Raw genomic sequence first — 14,661 nt, 5'->3', positions numbered from 1 at the left:
TTGTCCGCCATCCCAGGGCGCCCCCTTCCCCAACTCACGCCGCAGAACGAGTTCTTCTGGACCTCGGGCGCCGACGGGAAGCTACGGATCCAGGAATGCCGGGTCTGCCAGGCCCTGATCCATCCGCCGGCACCCGTCTGCCGGTACTGCCGCAGCCACGATCTGGGCGTGCGGGAGGTGTCCGGGAAGGCGACGCTGTCCGGGTTCAGCGTCAACCACCGGTTCGGTTTCCCGGATCTGCCGCCGCCGTATGTGATCGCCGAGGTCGCCGTTCTCGAGGATCCGCGGGTCCGGTTGACCACCAACATCGTCGACTGCGATGCCGACAGCCTGGAGATCGGTCAACCCGTCGAGGTGAGCTTCCTGCATCTCGATGATGTCTGGCTGCCGGTGTTCAGCCCGTCCACCGATCCGGACGCTCCGATCGCACTGCCCGAAGACGAGATCCCGCCAACGGATTTCGGCAAGTACGTGCGGCCGATGCTGACCACCGAGAAGTTCGAGGACGCTGCGGCCATCACCGGCATCGGCGCCTCGCGCATGGGGCGCCGGTTGATGGTGCCGCCGCTGTCGCTGACCATCGAGGCCTGCGAGGCCGCCGTCGCCGACGCCGGGCTGACCTTCGACGACATCGACGGCCTGTCGACCTATCCGGGTCTTGACGTGGCGGGCATGGGCGAGGGCGGCGTCAGCGCACTGGAAGGCGCCCTCGGGCTACGGCCCACCTGGATCAACGGCGGCATGGACACCTTCGGGCCCGGAGGCTCGGTCATCGCGGCGGTGATGGCCGTGGCCACCGGGATGGCTCGCCACGTGCTGTGTTTCCGGACCCTGTGGGAGGCCACCTTCCAGCAGCTGATGAAGGAAGGCAAGATGTCCCCGCCCGGGGGCGCCCGGACCAGCAACTGGCAGCACCCCTTCGGTGGCATCTCGGCGGCACACACGCTGGCGCAGAACGCGTCCCGGCACTTCCACCGGTACGGCACCACCCGCGAGACGCTGGGCTGGATCGCGCTGAACCAGCGCGCCAACGCTGCCCTGAACCCGACGGCGATCTACCGTGACCCGCTCACCATGGAGGACTACCTGTCCGCCCGGATGATCACCACCCCATTCGGGCTCTACGACTGCGATGTGCCGTGTGACGGCGCGGTCGCCGTCGTCGTCTCGGCCGTCGACGCCGCGGAGGACCTGCCGCACAAGCCGATCCGGTTCGAGGCCGTCGGCACCCAGATCATCGAGCGCCTCGACTGGGACCAGACCACCCTCACCCACGAACCGCAGGTGCTCGGCCAGTCCGCTCACCTGTGGTCGCGCACCTCGCTACGTCCCGACGATGTCGATGTGGCCGAGTTGTACGACGGCTTCAGCTTCAACTGCCTGTCCTGGCTGGAGGGACTGGGCTTCTGCGGTATCGGCGAGGCCAAGGACTTCCTCGACGGCGGCAAGGCCATCGCCCGTGACGGTGTCATCCCGTTGAACACCCACGGCGGCCAGCTCTCGCACGGCCGCACCCACGGCATGGGGTTGATCCACGAGGCGGTCAGCCAGCTGCGTGGCGATGCCGGGGAACGCCAGGTCGCCGACGCCAAGGTCGCGGTGGTCAGCAGCGGCGGCCTGACCCCCAGTGGTGTGCTGCTGCTGCGGGCCGATGACTAGCGAAGGCGAGCGCGCGTGAGGATCGCGGCGAGCAACGAGCGAGGACCGGAGCAAGCGGGAGCCGAGCCGACAAACAGCGGCGGCCCACGATGACGGTCACGGTCCGTCCCCGGGTGGTGATGGTCGGCGCGGTGCCGATGTCCGCGTTGGTGGCCGCGGTACCGGAGCCGCGTGCGGTGATCGTGGCGATCCACGGCGGGGCGACGACCTCGGCGTACTTCGACTGCCCCGGCCGCCCGGACCTGTCGCTGCTGCGCGCCGGCGCGGCAGCCGGTTTCACGGTGGTCGCGCTGGACCGGCCCGGGTACGGCGCCTCGGCGCTGTACCAGGACACCATGGACGAGCCGGCCGCCCGGGTGGAGCTCGCCGTGGGCGCGGTCGACAAGATCCTCGGAGCGGGTCCCCGCGGAGCGGGCCTGTTCGTCTTCGCCCACTCGCTGGGATGTGAACTGGCGCTGCGGATGACGGTCGAGATGGGACCGTCGGATGTGCTCGGGGTCGAACTCGCCGGGACCGGTGTGCGGTACGCGCCGGGGGTCAAGGAGATGCTGAGCCAGGCCAGTGTGACGGCACGCCCGGTGGGCCTGCGCGAATTGCTGTGGGAGCCTGTCGAGTTGTATCCGTCCGAGGTACTCACCGGGGCGCTGAACGCGCCGGGCGTCGCCTATGAGGGCCGGGTGAGCGCGCATTGGCCGCGGCGGAATTTTCCGGCGCTGGCCGAGCAGGTGCGAGTCCCCGTGCAGTACAGCCACGCCGAGCACGAGCGGGTGTGGGAAACCTCCCCGGCCGCGCTGACCGACCTCGCGGCCTTGTTCACCGTGTCACCGCGGGTGCAGATCACCGAGCGGCCGGACAGCGGCCACAATCTCAGCGTCGGGCTGTCGGCGCCGGCCTATCACGCGCAGGTTTTGTCGTTCATCGAGGAATGTATCGCCACCGGATCCGGTGGTGTGAAAGAAGCGGAGGCCGGTTGATGCGGGTTGGATTCATCGGATTGGGCAGTCAGGGCGGGCCGATGGCACGCCGGATCGTCGAGGGCGGGTTCGATCTGACGCTGTGGGCCCGGCGGGCGGCGTCGCTGGAGCCCTACGCCGACACCGCCGCCAAGGTCGCGGCCAGTCCCGCCGAGCTCGGTGCCGCCAGCGATCTGGTGTGCCTGTGCGTGGTCGGCGACGACGACGTGCGCGAGGTGATCTCCGGCGAGAACGGGGTACTGGCCGGCATGGCGAGCGGCGGCACCATCGCCATCCACAGCACCATCCATCCCGACACCTGCCGCGAGATCGCCGAACTCGCGGCAGCGAAGGGTGTTTCGGTCATCGACGCTCCGGTCAGCGGCGGCGGTCCCGCCGTCGAGGCGGGCACCCTGCTGGTGATGCTCGGTGGCGACGAGGCCGATGTCGAGCGGGCCCGCCCGGTCTTCGCGACCTATGCCGATCCGATCGTGCACCTCGGCCCGATCGGCAGCGGGCAGGTCGCCAAGATCCTGAACAACCTGCTGTTCACCGCCAACCTCGGCAGCGCGATGAGCGCGCTGGAACTCGGCGAGTCCCTCGGTGTGCCGCGGGACCGGCTGTGCGAGGTGATCACCCGGGGGTCGGCCACCAGCAAGGCACTCGGCAGCATCGCCGCCTTCGGCGGCACGCTGGACAACCTGGCTCCGATCGCCGGCGCGCTGCTGCAGAAGGACTGCCGCCACGCCGCGGCGCTGGCCAAGGACGCTTCGGCCGCCGAGGGCGCGGTGTTCGACGCCGCCGATGCCGCACTGGGATTGATGGATCACCCGAGGTGAGCCGGGTCGGCTTCCTGGGCGCCGGCCGGATGGGCGCACCGATGGTGTCGCGTCTGGTGCAGGCCGGCCACGACGTGCGCGTGCTCGGGCGCAGCGAGGCGAAGCGGGCCGCGGTCACCGAGTTGGGTGCCGCCCCGGTCGCCGATGCCAACGCCGCGGTCGACGGGGCCGAGGTGGTGGTGGTGTGTCTGTTCACCGACGACCAGGTGCGCGAGGTCTTGCGCGCCGATCTGCTCGCCGCGATACCGGCGGGTGCGGCCCTGGTGGTGCACACCACCGGCAGCCCGCACACCGTCGAGCGGCTCCGCGATCTGGCGCCGCACCTGGCGGTGCTCGATGCCCCGGTGAGCGGCGGTCCGCACGATATCGCCGCCGGGCAGGTGACGCTGTTCGTCGGCGGAACCGAGGAGGCGGTGGCGCGGGCCCGGCCGGTGCTGGCCGCCTACGGCGACCCGGTGCTGCATGTGGGGGCGCTCGGCGCCGGCCAGAAGGTCAAGCTGATCAACAACACGCTGTTCGCCGCGCAGATCGGGCTGCTGGCCGAGGCAGCGAAGTTGGCCGGCAGCCTCGGCGTGCAAGAGAGCGCTCTGCTGGAGGCGTTGCCGCACGGCAGCGGTGCCAGCCGTGCGCTCGGCAACGTCGCGCGCGCCGGGTCCACCGCCGCCTTCATCGCCGCCGTCGGCGAATTCATCGGCAAGGATGTCGCGGTCGTCCGGCAGACCGTCACCGAACTGGGCGCCGACCTCGGGCGACTCGACGCGGTGGTGGACGCCGGTCTGGGCATCGGGTCCCAGGCGTGAACCGTCACGAAATCAGCCGTTTCGCACCTGCACTGTCAGGACTACTGTTAGCGTTACAGTTTCAAAGCCTTCCGTAACGCGCAAGGGGTGTCAGCCACACCCCGGAGGAGGACTCGGGTATGACCACTGCGGAACTCGTCTTCGACCCATTCTCGGACGAATACTTCGAGAACCCGTTCGAGATCTACCGACGGATGCGCAACGAAGCGCCGCTGTACTACTGCCCCAAACGCGACTTCTATGCCCTGACCCGGCATGAAGACGTCTCGGCAGCGTTGAAGGACCACGAGGCATTCTCCTCGTCGCGAGGCTGCGATCTGGCGATGGTGCAGTCCGGTGAACCGCCGCAGAAGTCGATCATCTTCATGGACCCACCGGATCACCGACACATGCGCAGCCTGCTCAACAAGGCCTTCACCCCCCGCGCGGTACAGGCCCAGCGGGACACCATCGTCGAGCAGGTCGACCACTACCTCGGCCAGATCACCTCCGACGAGTTCGACATCGTGCAGGACTTCTCCGGCCCGTTCCCCGTCGAGGTCATCACCCGGATGGCCGGGGTCGAACCGGACTACCGCCAGATGGTGCGGCACTGGATCGACACCAGCCTGTCCCGCGAACCCGGTCAGATCGGCTACTCCGAGGCCGGGATGCAGGCCAACATCGACACCGGCATCTACTACTACTCACTGGTGCAGAAACGTCGGGAGAACCCGACCGACGACATGATCAGCCGGCTCATCGCCGCGGAGATCCCGCGCGAGGACGGTGAACTGCACAAGCTCGACGACATCGAGATCACCGGATTCGCCACCCTGCTCGGCGGGGCGGGCGCCGAGACGGTCACCAAGCTGGTCGGCACCGCGATGGTGTTGTTCGCCCGCAATCCCGAGCAGTGGCAGAAGCTGCTCGACAACCGCGAGCTGGTGCCGGCCGCCGTGGAGGAACTGCTGCGCTACGAAGGACCGGTGCAGTACAACGTGCGCTACACGCTCAAGGATGCGCACGTGCCCAGCGGGACCATCCCGGCGGGCAAACCGGTCTTCCTGCTGAGCGCCGCCGCAAACCGCGACGAGCGGGCCTTCACCGACGCCGACAAGTTCGATATCGAACGCGACCGCACCGAGGCACAGAATCTGGGCCTGGGCTACGGCATCCACAGCTGCCTGGGCGCGGCGCTGGCCCGGATGGAAAGCGTGATCGCGCTGGAGAAACTCCTCGACTTCATGCCTCGCTACGAAGTCAAATGGGATGGGCTGCAACGCGTTCACATGCAGAACGTGGCCGGGTACTCGCACGTCCCGGTGCGCAGGCTGGCGTCATGAGCAAGATCGTCGTCGACTTCGGCCTGTGTGAGAGCAACGGTGTCTGCATGGGCATCATCCCCGAGGTGTTCGACCTCGACGAGGAGGATTACCTGCATGTGCTCACCGACGAGGTGACGCCGGACAACGAACAGCAGATCCGCGAGGCCGTGCGGCAGTGTCCCCGGCAGGCGATCTCCATCGAGACATAGTCGGATGCGATTCCTGTTCGTACACGGCGGGTTTCACGCTTCCTGGTGCTGGGATCGGACCATCGCCGCGCTGAACGAACTCGGCCACGACGGGATCGCCGTCGATCTGCCCGGGCACGGCGCCCGGGTGGACCAGGAGTCCACCTTGGCCAACCGTCGTGACGCGATTCTCGGGGTGCTGCGGGCCGGCGACGTCCTGGTCGGCCATTCCGGTGGCGGATTCGATGCGACGCTGGCCGCCGACGCCGCACCGGATCTGGTGCGCCACATCGTGTATCTGGCGGCCGCGCTGCCGCGGGAGGGACGCACGTACCCGGAGGCCATGGCCATGCGCGATGACGAGGAACCGGCCGAGGGCTTCGACGCCGATGTCGGGGAGATGCTGGGCTACCTGACGTTCGACGAGGACGGCGCCATGACGTTCGCCGACTTCGACGGGGCGTGGAAGTACTTCTACCACGACTGCGACGAGCAGACCGCCCGCTGGGCGTTCGAGCGGCTGGGCCCGGAACGGTTCGGCGACACCACGGTGACCCCGGTGTCGGTGCCCAGCTTCTGGGCCGCCGACCTGCCGCGCAGTTTCATTGTCTGCGAACAGGACAGGTCGATGCCGCGCTGGCTCGCCGACACCGTCGCCCGTCGGCTCGGGGTGCAGCAGCTGGCCATCGACAGTTCACATTCCCCGTTCCTGAGCCGCCCCGGCGAACTGGCCGAGTTGCTGGTGCACGCGACGACCACCCGGCCGATCGGGCCGCTGGTCCCGCACTGAGGCTGTTCTGTGGCAAGCCCTATCGCAATGTCATCCTGGCAGCGGCGTCATGCATATATATCGATGACGGCGCTCTCAGCGTGACATTGCGAAAGCCCCAACGCCGCTGACGCCGCGCCGGGGCTTCCCGGACTAAGTCGGAGCGGGAGGTCAGAAGCCGGAGAGGATCGCTCCGTTGCAGTCGGCGGCGGCCTGGCGCAGCTTGGCGGCCTCCTGGTAGGCGTCGGAGTAGTACCACTCCTTGGCCGCCTCGACCGACTCGAACTCCAGCAGCACGGTCTGGGTGCCGTGCCACTCCCCCTCCAGCGTCTCCACGGCCGGGCCGAAGCCCAGCACGGTGGCGCCGGCCATGGCCTTGCTGGCCAGCTTGCCGTACTCGGCCATGCCGGCCGGATCCTTGATGTCCTCGGTGATGATCACATAACCCTTGGCCACAGTTTCGAATCTCCTTGTCGGTGAACGTGGTTGGTCAGACGTAGTAGGTCAAACTTGGTGGATCGCATTCTCGGGACAGCAGTCGATGGCCTCCTGAACCGCGGCCTCATGCTCGGCGGGCACCTCGCCGGGCGCGGCCACCGCCCAACCGTCGTCGGACAGGTCGAACACCTCGGGGCACAGCGTCAGGCACATGCCGTGGCCGGCGCACCGGTCCTCGTCGACGGCAACCTTCATTTCACATCGAACTCCAGGTGCAGGTGGGTGAGCCCACGCAGGATGAACGTCGGGATGTAGTTGTAGTCGCGATTGTCCGCCGGGCCGTGGTGTTCCTCGGAGACGCGGATATCGGTGGTGCGGTCGAGCAACCGTTCCAGGCCGACGCGGGTCTCGGCGCGGGCCAGCGGTGCCCCGGGGCAGCTGTGGATACCGCGGCCGAAGGCCAGGTGCTGGCGGGCGTTCTTGCGGGCCGGATCGAAGTCGTCGGGATTCTCGAAGCGGCGCGGATCGCGGTTGGCACCGGCGTTGACGACCATGACCGTACGGCCGGACGGCAATTCCTTGTCCCCCACCGTGACCGGGGTACGGGACAGCCGGAAGTCACCCTTGACCGGGCTTTCGAAGCGCAGTGCCTCCTCGATGAAGTTCGGCAGCAGGCTGCGGTCGGCGCGGACCTGTCGCTGGATGTCCGGCCGGTCACCGAGCACCTTGAGCGCCGTGCCGAGCAGCCGGACGGTCGTCTCCTGGCCGGCCGAGAAGACGTTGGTAGCCACCCGTGCCACGTCACCGGGGCTCGGGGTGGTGCCGTCAGGGAACAGCGCGGTGGCCATTCCGGTCATGATGTCCGAACGGGGATTGGCGCGGCGGTCTTCGATGTACGCCTCGAACTGCTCGTAGAGGAATTCCAGCGGGCTGTGCGACAGCGCCTCGTCCCCGGTGCTGCCCACGCCGCCGCCGGAGTTCTTCGAGATCCCGTCGACAAAGGCGTTGCGGTCCTCCGGCGGGATACCGAGCAGATCGGCGATCACCAGCAGGGTGAAGGGGCTGGCGAACCCCTTGATGAACTCGCCCTTGCCCGGGACCAGGAAGTCGTCGAGCACCTCGTCGGCCAGCTGCCACATCGCGTCCTCGTTCTCCTTGAGGCGCTTGGGCGTGATCAGCCGCATCATCAGCGAGCGGTGATTGGTGTGCACCGGCGGATCCAGGGTGGGCAGCTGGTCGCTGAACGGCAGCTCGTCGCGGTGCTTCTCGATGAGTTCGGCGACATCGTCGCGCCCCTCCAGGGGCACCGGGAAGCCCGGGAACGGACCGGTGACCGAGGTGCACGAGGAGAAGGTCTGCTCGTCGTTGTAGACCGAGACGGCCTCCTCCCAGCCGGTCACCATGGTCACGCCGTAGATGTCCTCGGACTGGACCGGGCACTTGTCCCGCAGCGCGTTGAAATACGGGTAGGGGTCGTCGACCAGCCGGGGGTCCTTGAACCAGTCGATGCCGGCGGGATCGATCGCCATATGTGTCACTCCGTTCACTGACCGGTCTCAGAACTATGAGAATGCGACTCTCACGGTTGAGTATTACATTTCCATAGCGCCGCTTCGCCGTCAACGAGGGCAAACGCCTAATCGCCCCGCTCATCGCCACCAAGCGGAAACCAGATTCTCGCGATGTTGAGCGTTCGCTCAACATGACCCGGCTCAACGCCTATCCTCCGCTGAGGTAGTGCCGCACGGCACGGACGGGACACACCATGACATCCGAACTCGCATCGTCGGCAATCGGCGCCGACGAACCGAACCTGGCCCGCCCCTGGGCGCCACACCGTCGCAACGCCTATCTCGCCCTGACCGCGATCACCGGGTTCGCATTCACCGCGGCGGTGGTGGGCGTCGGTACGGGGTTGCTACCACCGACGTTCACCGTCGACGTCGTCGCCAACCTGGCCTTCGGCCTGCCGGTCATCGTGCTGCCACTGGTCTACCTCTGGACCGGACGGGACGAGCAGCGTCCCCGACTGGAACGCGCCGCCGAACTGACGATGATCTATCTGCCCTACACCGCCGGCAGCCAGCTCGGTTACGAGACCATCTTCCTCATCGGCCACCCGCTGAACTGGTGGACTCCGACCGCCGATCCGGGCTGGAAGTGGCTGTGGTGGCAGTACGGCCTGGCCGACACCCGCTACACCAGTGGCAACGCCTGGATCTTCGGCCTCGAGCTGGTCGGCGTCATCACCGGCACCCTTTTGTTCATCGTGTGGATCCGATTGATGCGCACCGATTTACCGATCGAGTCCCGGATCAGGAATCTGTGGGTCGCCTTCGCCGGCTGCGCCATGCTGATCAGCAGCACGGGTGTCTACTTCCTGTCCGAGGTCCGTGCCGGATTCGGCGACATCGGCCAGGGAGCGTTCGGCCTCTGGTTCAAGTTCATCGCCGAGAACGTGCCGTTCATGATCCTGCCGTTCTTCGCGCTCATCGCGATATACCGCCAGATCGACCATCTGACCCGCCGAGCGGGACCGAAGCCCTAGATCAGCCCCGGCGGCCGCGCCGGACCGCCACGATCACGCAAGCCCCGACCGCGCCGGCGAACAGACCCAGGATCAGGTGCCGCGGACCGCCGGTGGCTCCGTAGGCCCACAACTGCAATCCGCCGGCCACCAGAGCCAGCAGCCCGAACGCGGCACCCGCGACGCGCAACGCCATGTGACCAGTCTGCCAGCATCCTTAGTTGGACTCTGGTCAGCTTCCGTCTTCCACGGTACGGTGCGAAAGTGCCCGCATCACAGCGCAACGTGGAAGCTGACCGTGGTCAGCGCCGGGCGACGTTCCAACGCTCCAACTCGCGCGCGACCAAACGAATGCTGGTCCAGGCCGCCATGGCGCTGTGGCGCACCAACGGCTACGCCAACACCACCGTCGCCGAGATCTGCCGGGGCGCCGGCGTCTCGAAGGCGTTGTTCTACTTCTATTTCCCCCGCAAGGAGGACGTGCTCTTCGAGGTGGGCGTGATGTCCACCCGGTCCGCGCAGCGCACCATCGCCACCCTGCTGGACGACGACTACGACATCGACGCCGTGGTCGGCGCGGCGCTGACCGACCTGGAGCGGTCGATGACCCGCAATCCGCGCGAGCTGGTCATCGAGACCATCCTGGAGGGCTACCGGCACGAGCACCGCCTGCTGGCCAGCGGAGAGGGCCGTCCCGACCTGGACGGCGGCATGTTCACCGAGTTGTTCGAACGCGCGGTGGCCGACGGCAAATTACCTGCCGATATCGACACCGGCCACCTCGCCTATCTGGCCATGATGATGGTCAGCGAGGGCGCGCGGCACTGGGCCGCAGGCGCTTTCGGCACCCGTTCCTTCGTCGACGTCGTCGGCGCCGATATCGCCACCCTGATCGCAGGGACCACCGGACAAAGGAGACCGTGATGGCATGGGATTTCGAGACCGACCCGGAGTTCGCCGAACTCCTGGACTGGGCGAATGCCTTCGTCCGCGACGAGGTCGAGCCGCTGGACCTGATCTGGCCGCACCTGCAGTTCACCCCGCTGAACGAGGCTCGCCGGCGCGTGGTCGACCCGCTCAAGGAACAGGTGCGCCGGAAAGGGTTGTGGGCCACCCACCTCGGGCCCGACCTCGGCGGGCAGGGCTACGGGCAACTGAAACTCGCTCTGCTCAACGAGATCCTGGGCCGATCGCAGTGGGCGCCGATCATCTTCGGTTGCCAGGCGCCCGACACCGGTAACGCCGAGATCATCGCCCACTACGGCACTCCCGAACAGAAGGACCGCTACCTGCGCCCGCTGTTGGAGGGCGAGGTGTTCTCCTGCTATTCGATGACCGAACCGCAGGGCGGTGCCGATCCGACCCAGTTCACCACCGCCGCGGTCCGCGACGGCGACGACTGGGTCATCAATGGGCACAAGTTCTTCTCGTCGAACGCCTCGACCGCGTCGTTCCTGATCGTCATGGTGGTGACGAACCCCGATGTCAGCCCTTACCAAGGCATGTCGATGTTCCTGGTGCCGACCGACGCACCCGGGGTGACCATCGTGCGCAACTCCGGGCTCTACGGGGAGGCCGACGGCGACGGATCCCATGCGCTGATCCACTACGACAACGTCCGGGTACCCGACTCGGCACTGCTCGGCGGTGAGGGCCAGGCCTTCGTCATCGCGCAGACCCGGTTGGGCGGCGGGCGTATCCACCACGCCATGCGCACCATCGGGCTGGCGCAGAAGGCACTGGACATGATGTGTGAACGGGTCCTGTCCCGGCACACCGCGGGCAGTCTGCTCGCCGACAAGCAGGCGGTGCAGGGTTACATCGCCGACAGCTACGCCCAACTCAAGCAGTTCCGGCTGCTGGTGCTCTACACCGCGTGGGAGATCGACAAGTACAACGACTACAAGAAGGTACGCAAGGACATCGCGGCGGTGAAGGTCGTCATGCCCACCGTGCTGCACGACATAGCCTGGCGGGCCATGCAGGTGCACGGTGCACTCGGCGTCACCAACGAGATGCCCTTCCTCGGCATGGTGACCGGTGCCGCGGTGATGGGCCTGGCCGACGGACCCACCGAGGTACACAAGACCACGGTCGCCAAGCAGGTACTGCGCGGCTACACCGGTACCGACGGACTGTGGCCCACGGAATGGCTGCCCGGCAAGCGGGACGCCGCACGCGCCCGGTTCGCCGAGTACCTCGAGATGGAAGCGGGAAATCTGTGAGCGACAGCGCCCCCGCGATCGATGTTGCCCGCGTTGCCGATTGGATGGACGATGCCGGCCTGCCGGGCAGCGGCGCACCGCTACAGGCCCGGTTCCTGTCCGGCGGTACCCAGAACGTCATCTACGAACTCACCCGCGACGGTGAGCGCTGTGTCATCCGGATGCCACCGCCGGGAGCACCCGCGGACCGCGACAAGGGCATCCTGCGCGAGTGGCGCATCATCGAGGCCCTCGACGGCACCGATGTACCGCACACCACGGCCATCGGGGTATGTGACGATCCCGCCGTCCTGGGCCGGCCGTTCTACCTGATGGGGTTCGTCGACGGTTGGTCCCCCATGGACACCCACGGCACCTGGCCGGAGCCGTTCAACAGCGATCTGGGCACCCGCCCCGGCCTGAGTTACCAACTGGCCGAGGGCATCGCGTTGCTGTCCAAGGTCGACTGGAAGGCGAAGGGACTGCACGATCTGGGCCGCCCGGACGGGTTCCACGAGCGCCAGGTGGACCGCTGGATCGGATTCTTCGAGCGCATCAAGAAGCGCGAGTTGCCCGGACTGGACACCGCGACGGCGTGGCTCAAGGCACACAGGCCGCTGGACTTCATCCCCGGTCTGATGCACGGCGACTACCAGTTCGCCAATGTCATGTACAAGCACGGCGCACCGGCTCAACTCGCCGCGCTGGTCGACTGGGAGATGGGGACCGTGGGCGACCCCAAACTGGACCTGGGCTGGATGGTCCAGAGCTGGCCGGCGGACGAAAACGACACCGCCGCGATGAATTACGTCGACATGCGCGGCGCGCCGTCGCGTGACCAGGTGGTCGCGCACTACGCCGAGGTGTCCGGCCGCCAGGTCGACGACCTGGACTACTACCTGGTGCTGGCCAAGTGGAAACTGGCGATCGTGCTCGAACAGGGTTTCCAGCGCGCCGGTGACGACGAGAAGCTGCTGGCCTTCGGGCCGGTGGTCACCGACCTGATGCGCTCGGCCGCCGACCTGGCCGAGACCACCGACTACCGGTGAAGGCCGCGCTCTGCCCGGCCTACGGCCCGCCCGAGGTGGTCCGCGTCGAGGACCTGCCCGACCCCGTCCTCACCGACGGTCAGGTGCGCGTGCGGATCACCGCCGCGGCGGTCAACTTCCCCGACGTGCTGCTGGTCGCCGGCCAATACCAGGTGAAGGTCCCGCCACCGTTCGTCCCCGGCAGCGAGTTCGCCGGCGTCATCACCGAGACCTGTGGTGACACCGGGCATTTCACCGTCGGCTGCCGGGTGACCGGTGCCGGGATGTTCGGCGCCTTCGCCGAGCAGGTCTGCTCCCCGACCACGGGTCTGACACCGATCCCCGACACCGTCGACGAGTACACCGCCGCGGCGTCCGGGGTGGCGTTCCGCACCGCCTACCACACCCTGCGGTCGGTGGCCCGGATTCGCCCCGGGGATGAGGTCGTCGTGCTCGGGGCCGGTGGCGGTGTCGGCCTGGCAGCGGTCGCGCTCGCCACGGCGCTGGGCGCGCGGGTCACCGCCGTCGCGTCCTCGGCGGACAAACTCGACGCGGCTGCCCGGCACGGTGCGGCCGAGGTGATCGACCACCGGAGTGCCGAACTGCGGACAGCGCTCAAACAGACGCTGCCCGACGGCGCGGCGGCCGTCCTCGACCCGGTCGGCGGGGAGCTCTCCGAACCGGCACTGCGCGTATTGCGCCGCGGCGGCCGGTTCGTCACCATCGGGTTCGCATCCGGCACCATCCCGCGCATCCCGTTGAATCTGGTATTGGTCAAAGGCATTCAGATCATGGGCTTCCAGTTCCAGGACATCGACGCGCGCGAGTTCAGCCGCAACGAGGACGAGCTGGCGGATCTGCTGGTCTCGGGTGCGGTGACCCCGCACATCGGGGCGACCTACCCGCTCACCGACACCGCCGCGGCGCTGCGCCATGTCGCCGACGGGCACGCGATCGGCAAAGTGATCATCGACATCGGAGGACAGTGATGCGTATCGGACTGATGGTGGGCTCGGACCGGGAGCGCGCGCGCCCCGACCGGTTGCCGGGATTGCTCGCCGAAGCGGTCGCCGCGGAGTCGGCCGGATTCAGCTCGTTCTGGTTTCCGCAGGTGCCCGGATACTTGGACGCCCTGACCGCGGTGGCCCTGATGGGGGCGAGCACCTCCCGCATCGAACTCGGCACGGCGGTGGTGCCGATCCAGACGCGTCATCCGATGATCCTGGCTCAGCAGGCCCTGACCACCCAGGCCGCGTGCGGGGGCCGGTTCACCCTCGGCATCGGCCCCTCTCATGACTGGATCATCAAGGGACAGTTGGGGTTGTCATACGACCGGCCGGCCGCGCTGGTCCGCGATCATCTGGATGTGCTGCTCGCAGCCTTCGCCGGACCCGGAACGGTCGACGTCGACAACGATGCGTTCGCGGTACACAGCCCGGTGGACGTCACCGAGGAGACGGTGCCGGTACTGCTCGCCGCGCTCGGTCCGACGATGCTGCGGATCGCCGGTGAACGCGCCGAGGGGACCCTGCTGTGGATGGCGGATCAACGGGCGATCGGCGAGCACATCGCACCCCGGATCAACAAGGCTGCGGATTCGGCCGGACGCGCCCGCCCACGGGTGGTCGCCGGCGTTCCGGTCGCGGTGTGCGCACCCGGGGAGGTGGATGCCGCCCGCGCCCACGCGAGCGAGGTTCTCGGGCATGCGCATCTGTCGCCGAACTATGTGCGGCTACTCGAGCACGGTGGCGCCGAGGATGTCGGCGACACCATGGCCGCCGGTGACGAAACCGCGGTGCTCGCCTGCCTGCAGGGTTACCGGGACGCCGGCGTCACCGATCTCGCCGCCCGGATCGTCCCGATCGGAGCCGACGCTGCCGCGCGGCAGGCATCCCGGCGGCGCACTGCAGAGTTCCTGGCCGGGATCGGTGAACTCTAGTGCGCTGATT

Annotated in this window: 17 protein-coding genes; 13 read left to right on the top strand and 4 right to left on the bottom strand. The window is 67.9% G+C overall.

The features are described from left to right. From V4U86_RS07970 to V4U86_RS07940, 7 genes are all read left to right on the top strand, one after another. Positions 1-1,659 (top strand): thiolase C-terminal domain-containing protein, encoded by a 1,659-nt coding sequence (locus V4U86_RS07970; protein WP_395310721.1) that lies wholly within the window; start codon positions 1-3, stop codon positions 1,657-1,659. Between the two features lie 89 nt (positions 1,660-1,748). Then, complete coding sequence (locus V4U86_RS07965) at positions 1,749-2,633, top strand: alpha/beta hydrolase (protein WP_395310720.1); 885 nt, start codon at positions 1,749-1,751, stop codon at positions 2,631-2,633. Continuing rightward, positions 2,633-3,451: an NAD(P)-dependent oxidoreductase gene (locus V4U86_RS07960; protein ID WP_395310719.1), complete on the top strand. Its 819-nt coding sequence runs from the start codon at positions 2,633-2,635 to the stop codon at positions 3,449-3,451. Before V4U86_RS07965 ends, V4U86_RS07960 begins: the two co-directional genes overlap by 1 nt. Positions 3,452-3,480: 29 nt before the next feature. Beyond that, positions 3,481-4,251: an NAD(P)-dependent oxidoreductase gene (locus V4U86_RS07955; protein ID WP_395311958.1), complete on the top strand. Its 771-nt coding sequence runs from the start codon at positions 3,481-3,483 to the stop codon at positions 4,249-4,251. Positions 4,252-4,370: 119 nt separating this feature from the next. After that, positions 4,371-5,576 carry a cytochrome P450 gene (locus V4U86_RS07950; RefSeq protein ID WP_395310718.1) on the top strand — a complete coding sequence of 402 codons (1,206 nt, stop codon included), beginning with the start codon at positions 4,371-4,373 and terminating at the stop codon, positions 5,574-5,576. Continuing rightward, positions 5,573-5,767, top strand: coding sequence for a ferredoxin (locus V4U86_RS07945; protein ID WP_395310717.1), 195 nt, complete (start codon positions 5,573-5,575; stop codon positions 5,765-5,767). The genes V4U86_RS07950 and V4U86_RS07945 overlap by 4 nt, the downstream gene beginning before the upstream one ends. A 4-nt stretch (positions 5,768-5,771) precedes the next feature. Continuing rightward, the gene (locus V4U86_RS07940; RefSeq protein ID WP_395310716.1) at positions 5,772-6,536 is read left to right on the top strand and encodes an alpha/beta fold hydrolase; all 765 of its coding nucleotides are present in this window, start codon (positions 5,772-5,774) and stop codon (positions 6,534-6,536) included. 150 nt (positions 6,537-6,686) lie between these two features. Here V4U86_RS07940 and V4U86_RS07935 read toward each other — a convergent pair whose 3' ends face one another. From V4U86_RS07935 to V4U86_RS07925, 3 genes are read right to left on the bottom strand one after another with little or no spacing between them, the layout of a single operon-like run. Further along, a complete protein-coding gene (locus tag V4U86_RS07935) occupies positions 6,687-6,971 on the bottom strand; it encodes a DUF1330 domain-containing protein (RefSeq protein WP_395310715.1) in 285 nt (94 codons plus the stop codon). Positions 6,972-7,019: 48 nt separating this feature from the next. Then, on the bottom strand, positions 7,020-7,208 hold the full coding sequence (locus tag V4U86_RS07930) for a ferredoxin (protein WP_395310714.1): 189 nt from the start codon (positions 7,206-7,208) through the stop codon (positions 7,020-7,022). Beyond that, a complete protein-coding gene (locus V4U86_RS07925) occupies positions 7,205-8,482 on the bottom strand; it encodes a cytochrome P450 (protein WP_395310713.1) in 1,278 nt (425 codons plus the stop codon). Before V4U86_RS07925 ends, V4U86_RS07930 begins: the two co-directional genes overlap by 4 nt. A gap of 236 nt (positions 8,483-8,718) precedes the next feature. On the opposite strand from V4U86_RS07925, the gene V4U86_RS07920 reads away from it, so the two are divergent. Then, entirely contained in the window at positions 8,719-9,501 is a 783-nt protein-coding gene (locus V4U86_RS07920) for an emopamil-binding protein (protein WP_395310712.1), read from the top strand. A 1-nt stretch (position 9,502) separates the two neighbouring features. Here the strand turns inward: V4U86_RS07920 and V4U86_RS07915 are convergent, their stop codons facing one another. Continuing rightward, positions 9,503-9,676 carry a hypothetical protein gene (locus tag V4U86_RS07915; RefSeq protein ID WP_395310711.1) on the bottom strand — a complete coding sequence of 58 codons (174 nt, stop codon included), beginning with the start codon at positions 9,674-9,676 and terminating at the stop codon, positions 9,503-9,505. A gap of 68 nt (positions 9,677-9,744) precedes the next feature. Here V4U86_RS07915 and V4U86_RS07910 point away from each other — a divergent pair, with 68 nt between their 5' ends. From V4U86_RS07910 to V4U86_RS07890, 5 genes are read left to right on the top strand one after another with little or no spacing between them, the layout of a single operon-like run. Continuing rightward, entirely contained in the window at positions 9,745-10,404 is a 660-nt protein-coding gene (locus V4U86_RS07910; protein WP_395310710.1) for a TetR/AcrR family transcriptional regulator, read from the top strand. Next, positions 10,404-11,705, top strand: coding sequence for an acyl-CoA dehydrogenase family protein (locus V4U86_RS07905; protein WP_395310709.1), 1,302 nt, complete (start codon positions 10,404-10,406; stop codon positions 11,703-11,705). Before V4U86_RS07910 ends, V4U86_RS07905 begins: the two co-directional genes overlap by 1 nt. A gap of 44 nt (positions 11,706-11,749) precedes the next feature. Then, entirely contained in the window at positions 11,750-12,733 is a 984-nt protein-coding gene (locus tag V4U86_RS07900; protein WP_395311957.1) for a phosphotransferase family protein, read from the top strand. Further along, entirely contained in the window at positions 12,730-13,701 is a 972-nt protein-coding gene (locus V4U86_RS07895) for an NADPH:quinone oxidoreductase family protein (RefSeq protein WP_395310708.1), read from the top strand. Before V4U86_RS07900 ends, V4U86_RS07895 begins: the two co-directional genes overlap by 4 nt. Beyond that, complete coding sequence (locus tag V4U86_RS07890; protein ID WP_395310707.1) at positions 13,701-14,651, top strand: TIGR03564 family F420-dependent LLM class oxidoreductase; 951 nt, start codon at positions 13,701-13,703, stop codon at positions 14,649-14,651. Before V4U86_RS07895 ends, V4U86_RS07890 begins: the two co-directional genes overlap by 1 nt. The last annotated feature ends 10 nt before the right edge of the window (positions 14,652-14,661 follow it).

This window comes from Mycobacterium sp. AMU20-3851 (genome assembly GCF_043974665.1).
In the GTDB taxonomy this organism is placed as follows: domain Bacteria; phylum Actinomycetota; class Actinomycetes; order Mycobacteriales; family Mycobacteriaceae; genus Mycobacterium.
The sequence above is the reverse complement of the archived record's forward strand: the minus strand, read 5'-3'. Positions and strand labels throughout refer to the sequence as shown.

Excerpts from the sequence above, each read along its gene's own strand:
- V4U86_RS07950 (WP_395310718.1), top strand. The coding sequence starts at position 4,371 with ATGACCACTGCGGAACTCGTCTTCGACCCATTCTCGGACGAATACTTC.
- V4U86_RS07920 (WP_395310712.1), top strand. The coding sequence starts at position 8,719 with ATGACATCCGAACTCGCATCGTCGGCAATCGGCGCCGACGAACCGAAC.
- V4U86_RS07965 (WP_395310720.1), top strand. The coding sequence starts at position 1,749 with ATGACGGTCACGGTCCGTCCCCGGGTGGTGATGGTCGGCGCGGTGCCG.
- V4U86_RS07890 (WP_395310707.1), top strand. The coding sequence starts at position 13,701 with ATGCGTATCGGACTGATGGTGGGCTCGGACCGGGAGCGCGCGCGCCCC.
- V4U86_RS07945 (WP_395310717.1), top strand. The coding sequence starts at position 5,573 with ATGAGCAAGATCGTCGTCGACTTCGGCCTGTGTGAGAGCAACGGTGTC.
- V4U86_RS07925 (WP_395310713.1), bottom strand. The coding sequence starts at position 8,482 with ATGGCGATCGATCCCGCCGGCATCGACTGGTTCAAGGACCCCCGGCTG.
- V4U86_RS07930 (WP_395310714.1), bottom strand. The coding sequence starts at position 7,208 with ATGAAGGTTGCCGTCGACGAGGACCGGTGCGCCGGCCACGGCATGTGC.
- V4U86_RS07905 (WP_395310709.1), top strand. The coding sequence starts at position 10,404 with ATGGCATGGGATTTCGAGACCGACCCGGAGTTCGCCGAACTCCTGGAC.
- V4U86_RS07940 (WP_395310716.1), top strand. The coding sequence starts at position 5,772 with ATGCGATTCCTGTTCGTACACGGCGGGTTTCACGCTTCCTGGTGCTGG.
- V4U86_RS07960 (WP_395310719.1), top strand. The coding sequence starts at position 2,633 with ATGCGGGTTGGATTCATCGGATTGGGCAGTCAGGGCGGGCCGATGGCA.
- V4U86_RS07900 (WP_395311957.1), top strand. The coding sequence starts at position 11,750 with ATGGACGATGCCGGCCTGCCGGGCAGCGGCGCACCGCTACAGGCCCGG.
- V4U86_RS07915 (WP_395310711.1), bottom strand. The coding sequence starts at position 9,676 with ATGGCGTTGCGCGTCGCGGGTGCCGCGTTCGGGCTGCTGGCTCTGGTG.
- V4U86_RS07955 (WP_395311958.1), top strand. The coding sequence starts at position 3,481 with ATGGGCGCACCGATGGTGTCGCGTCTGGTGCAGGCCGGCCACGACGTG.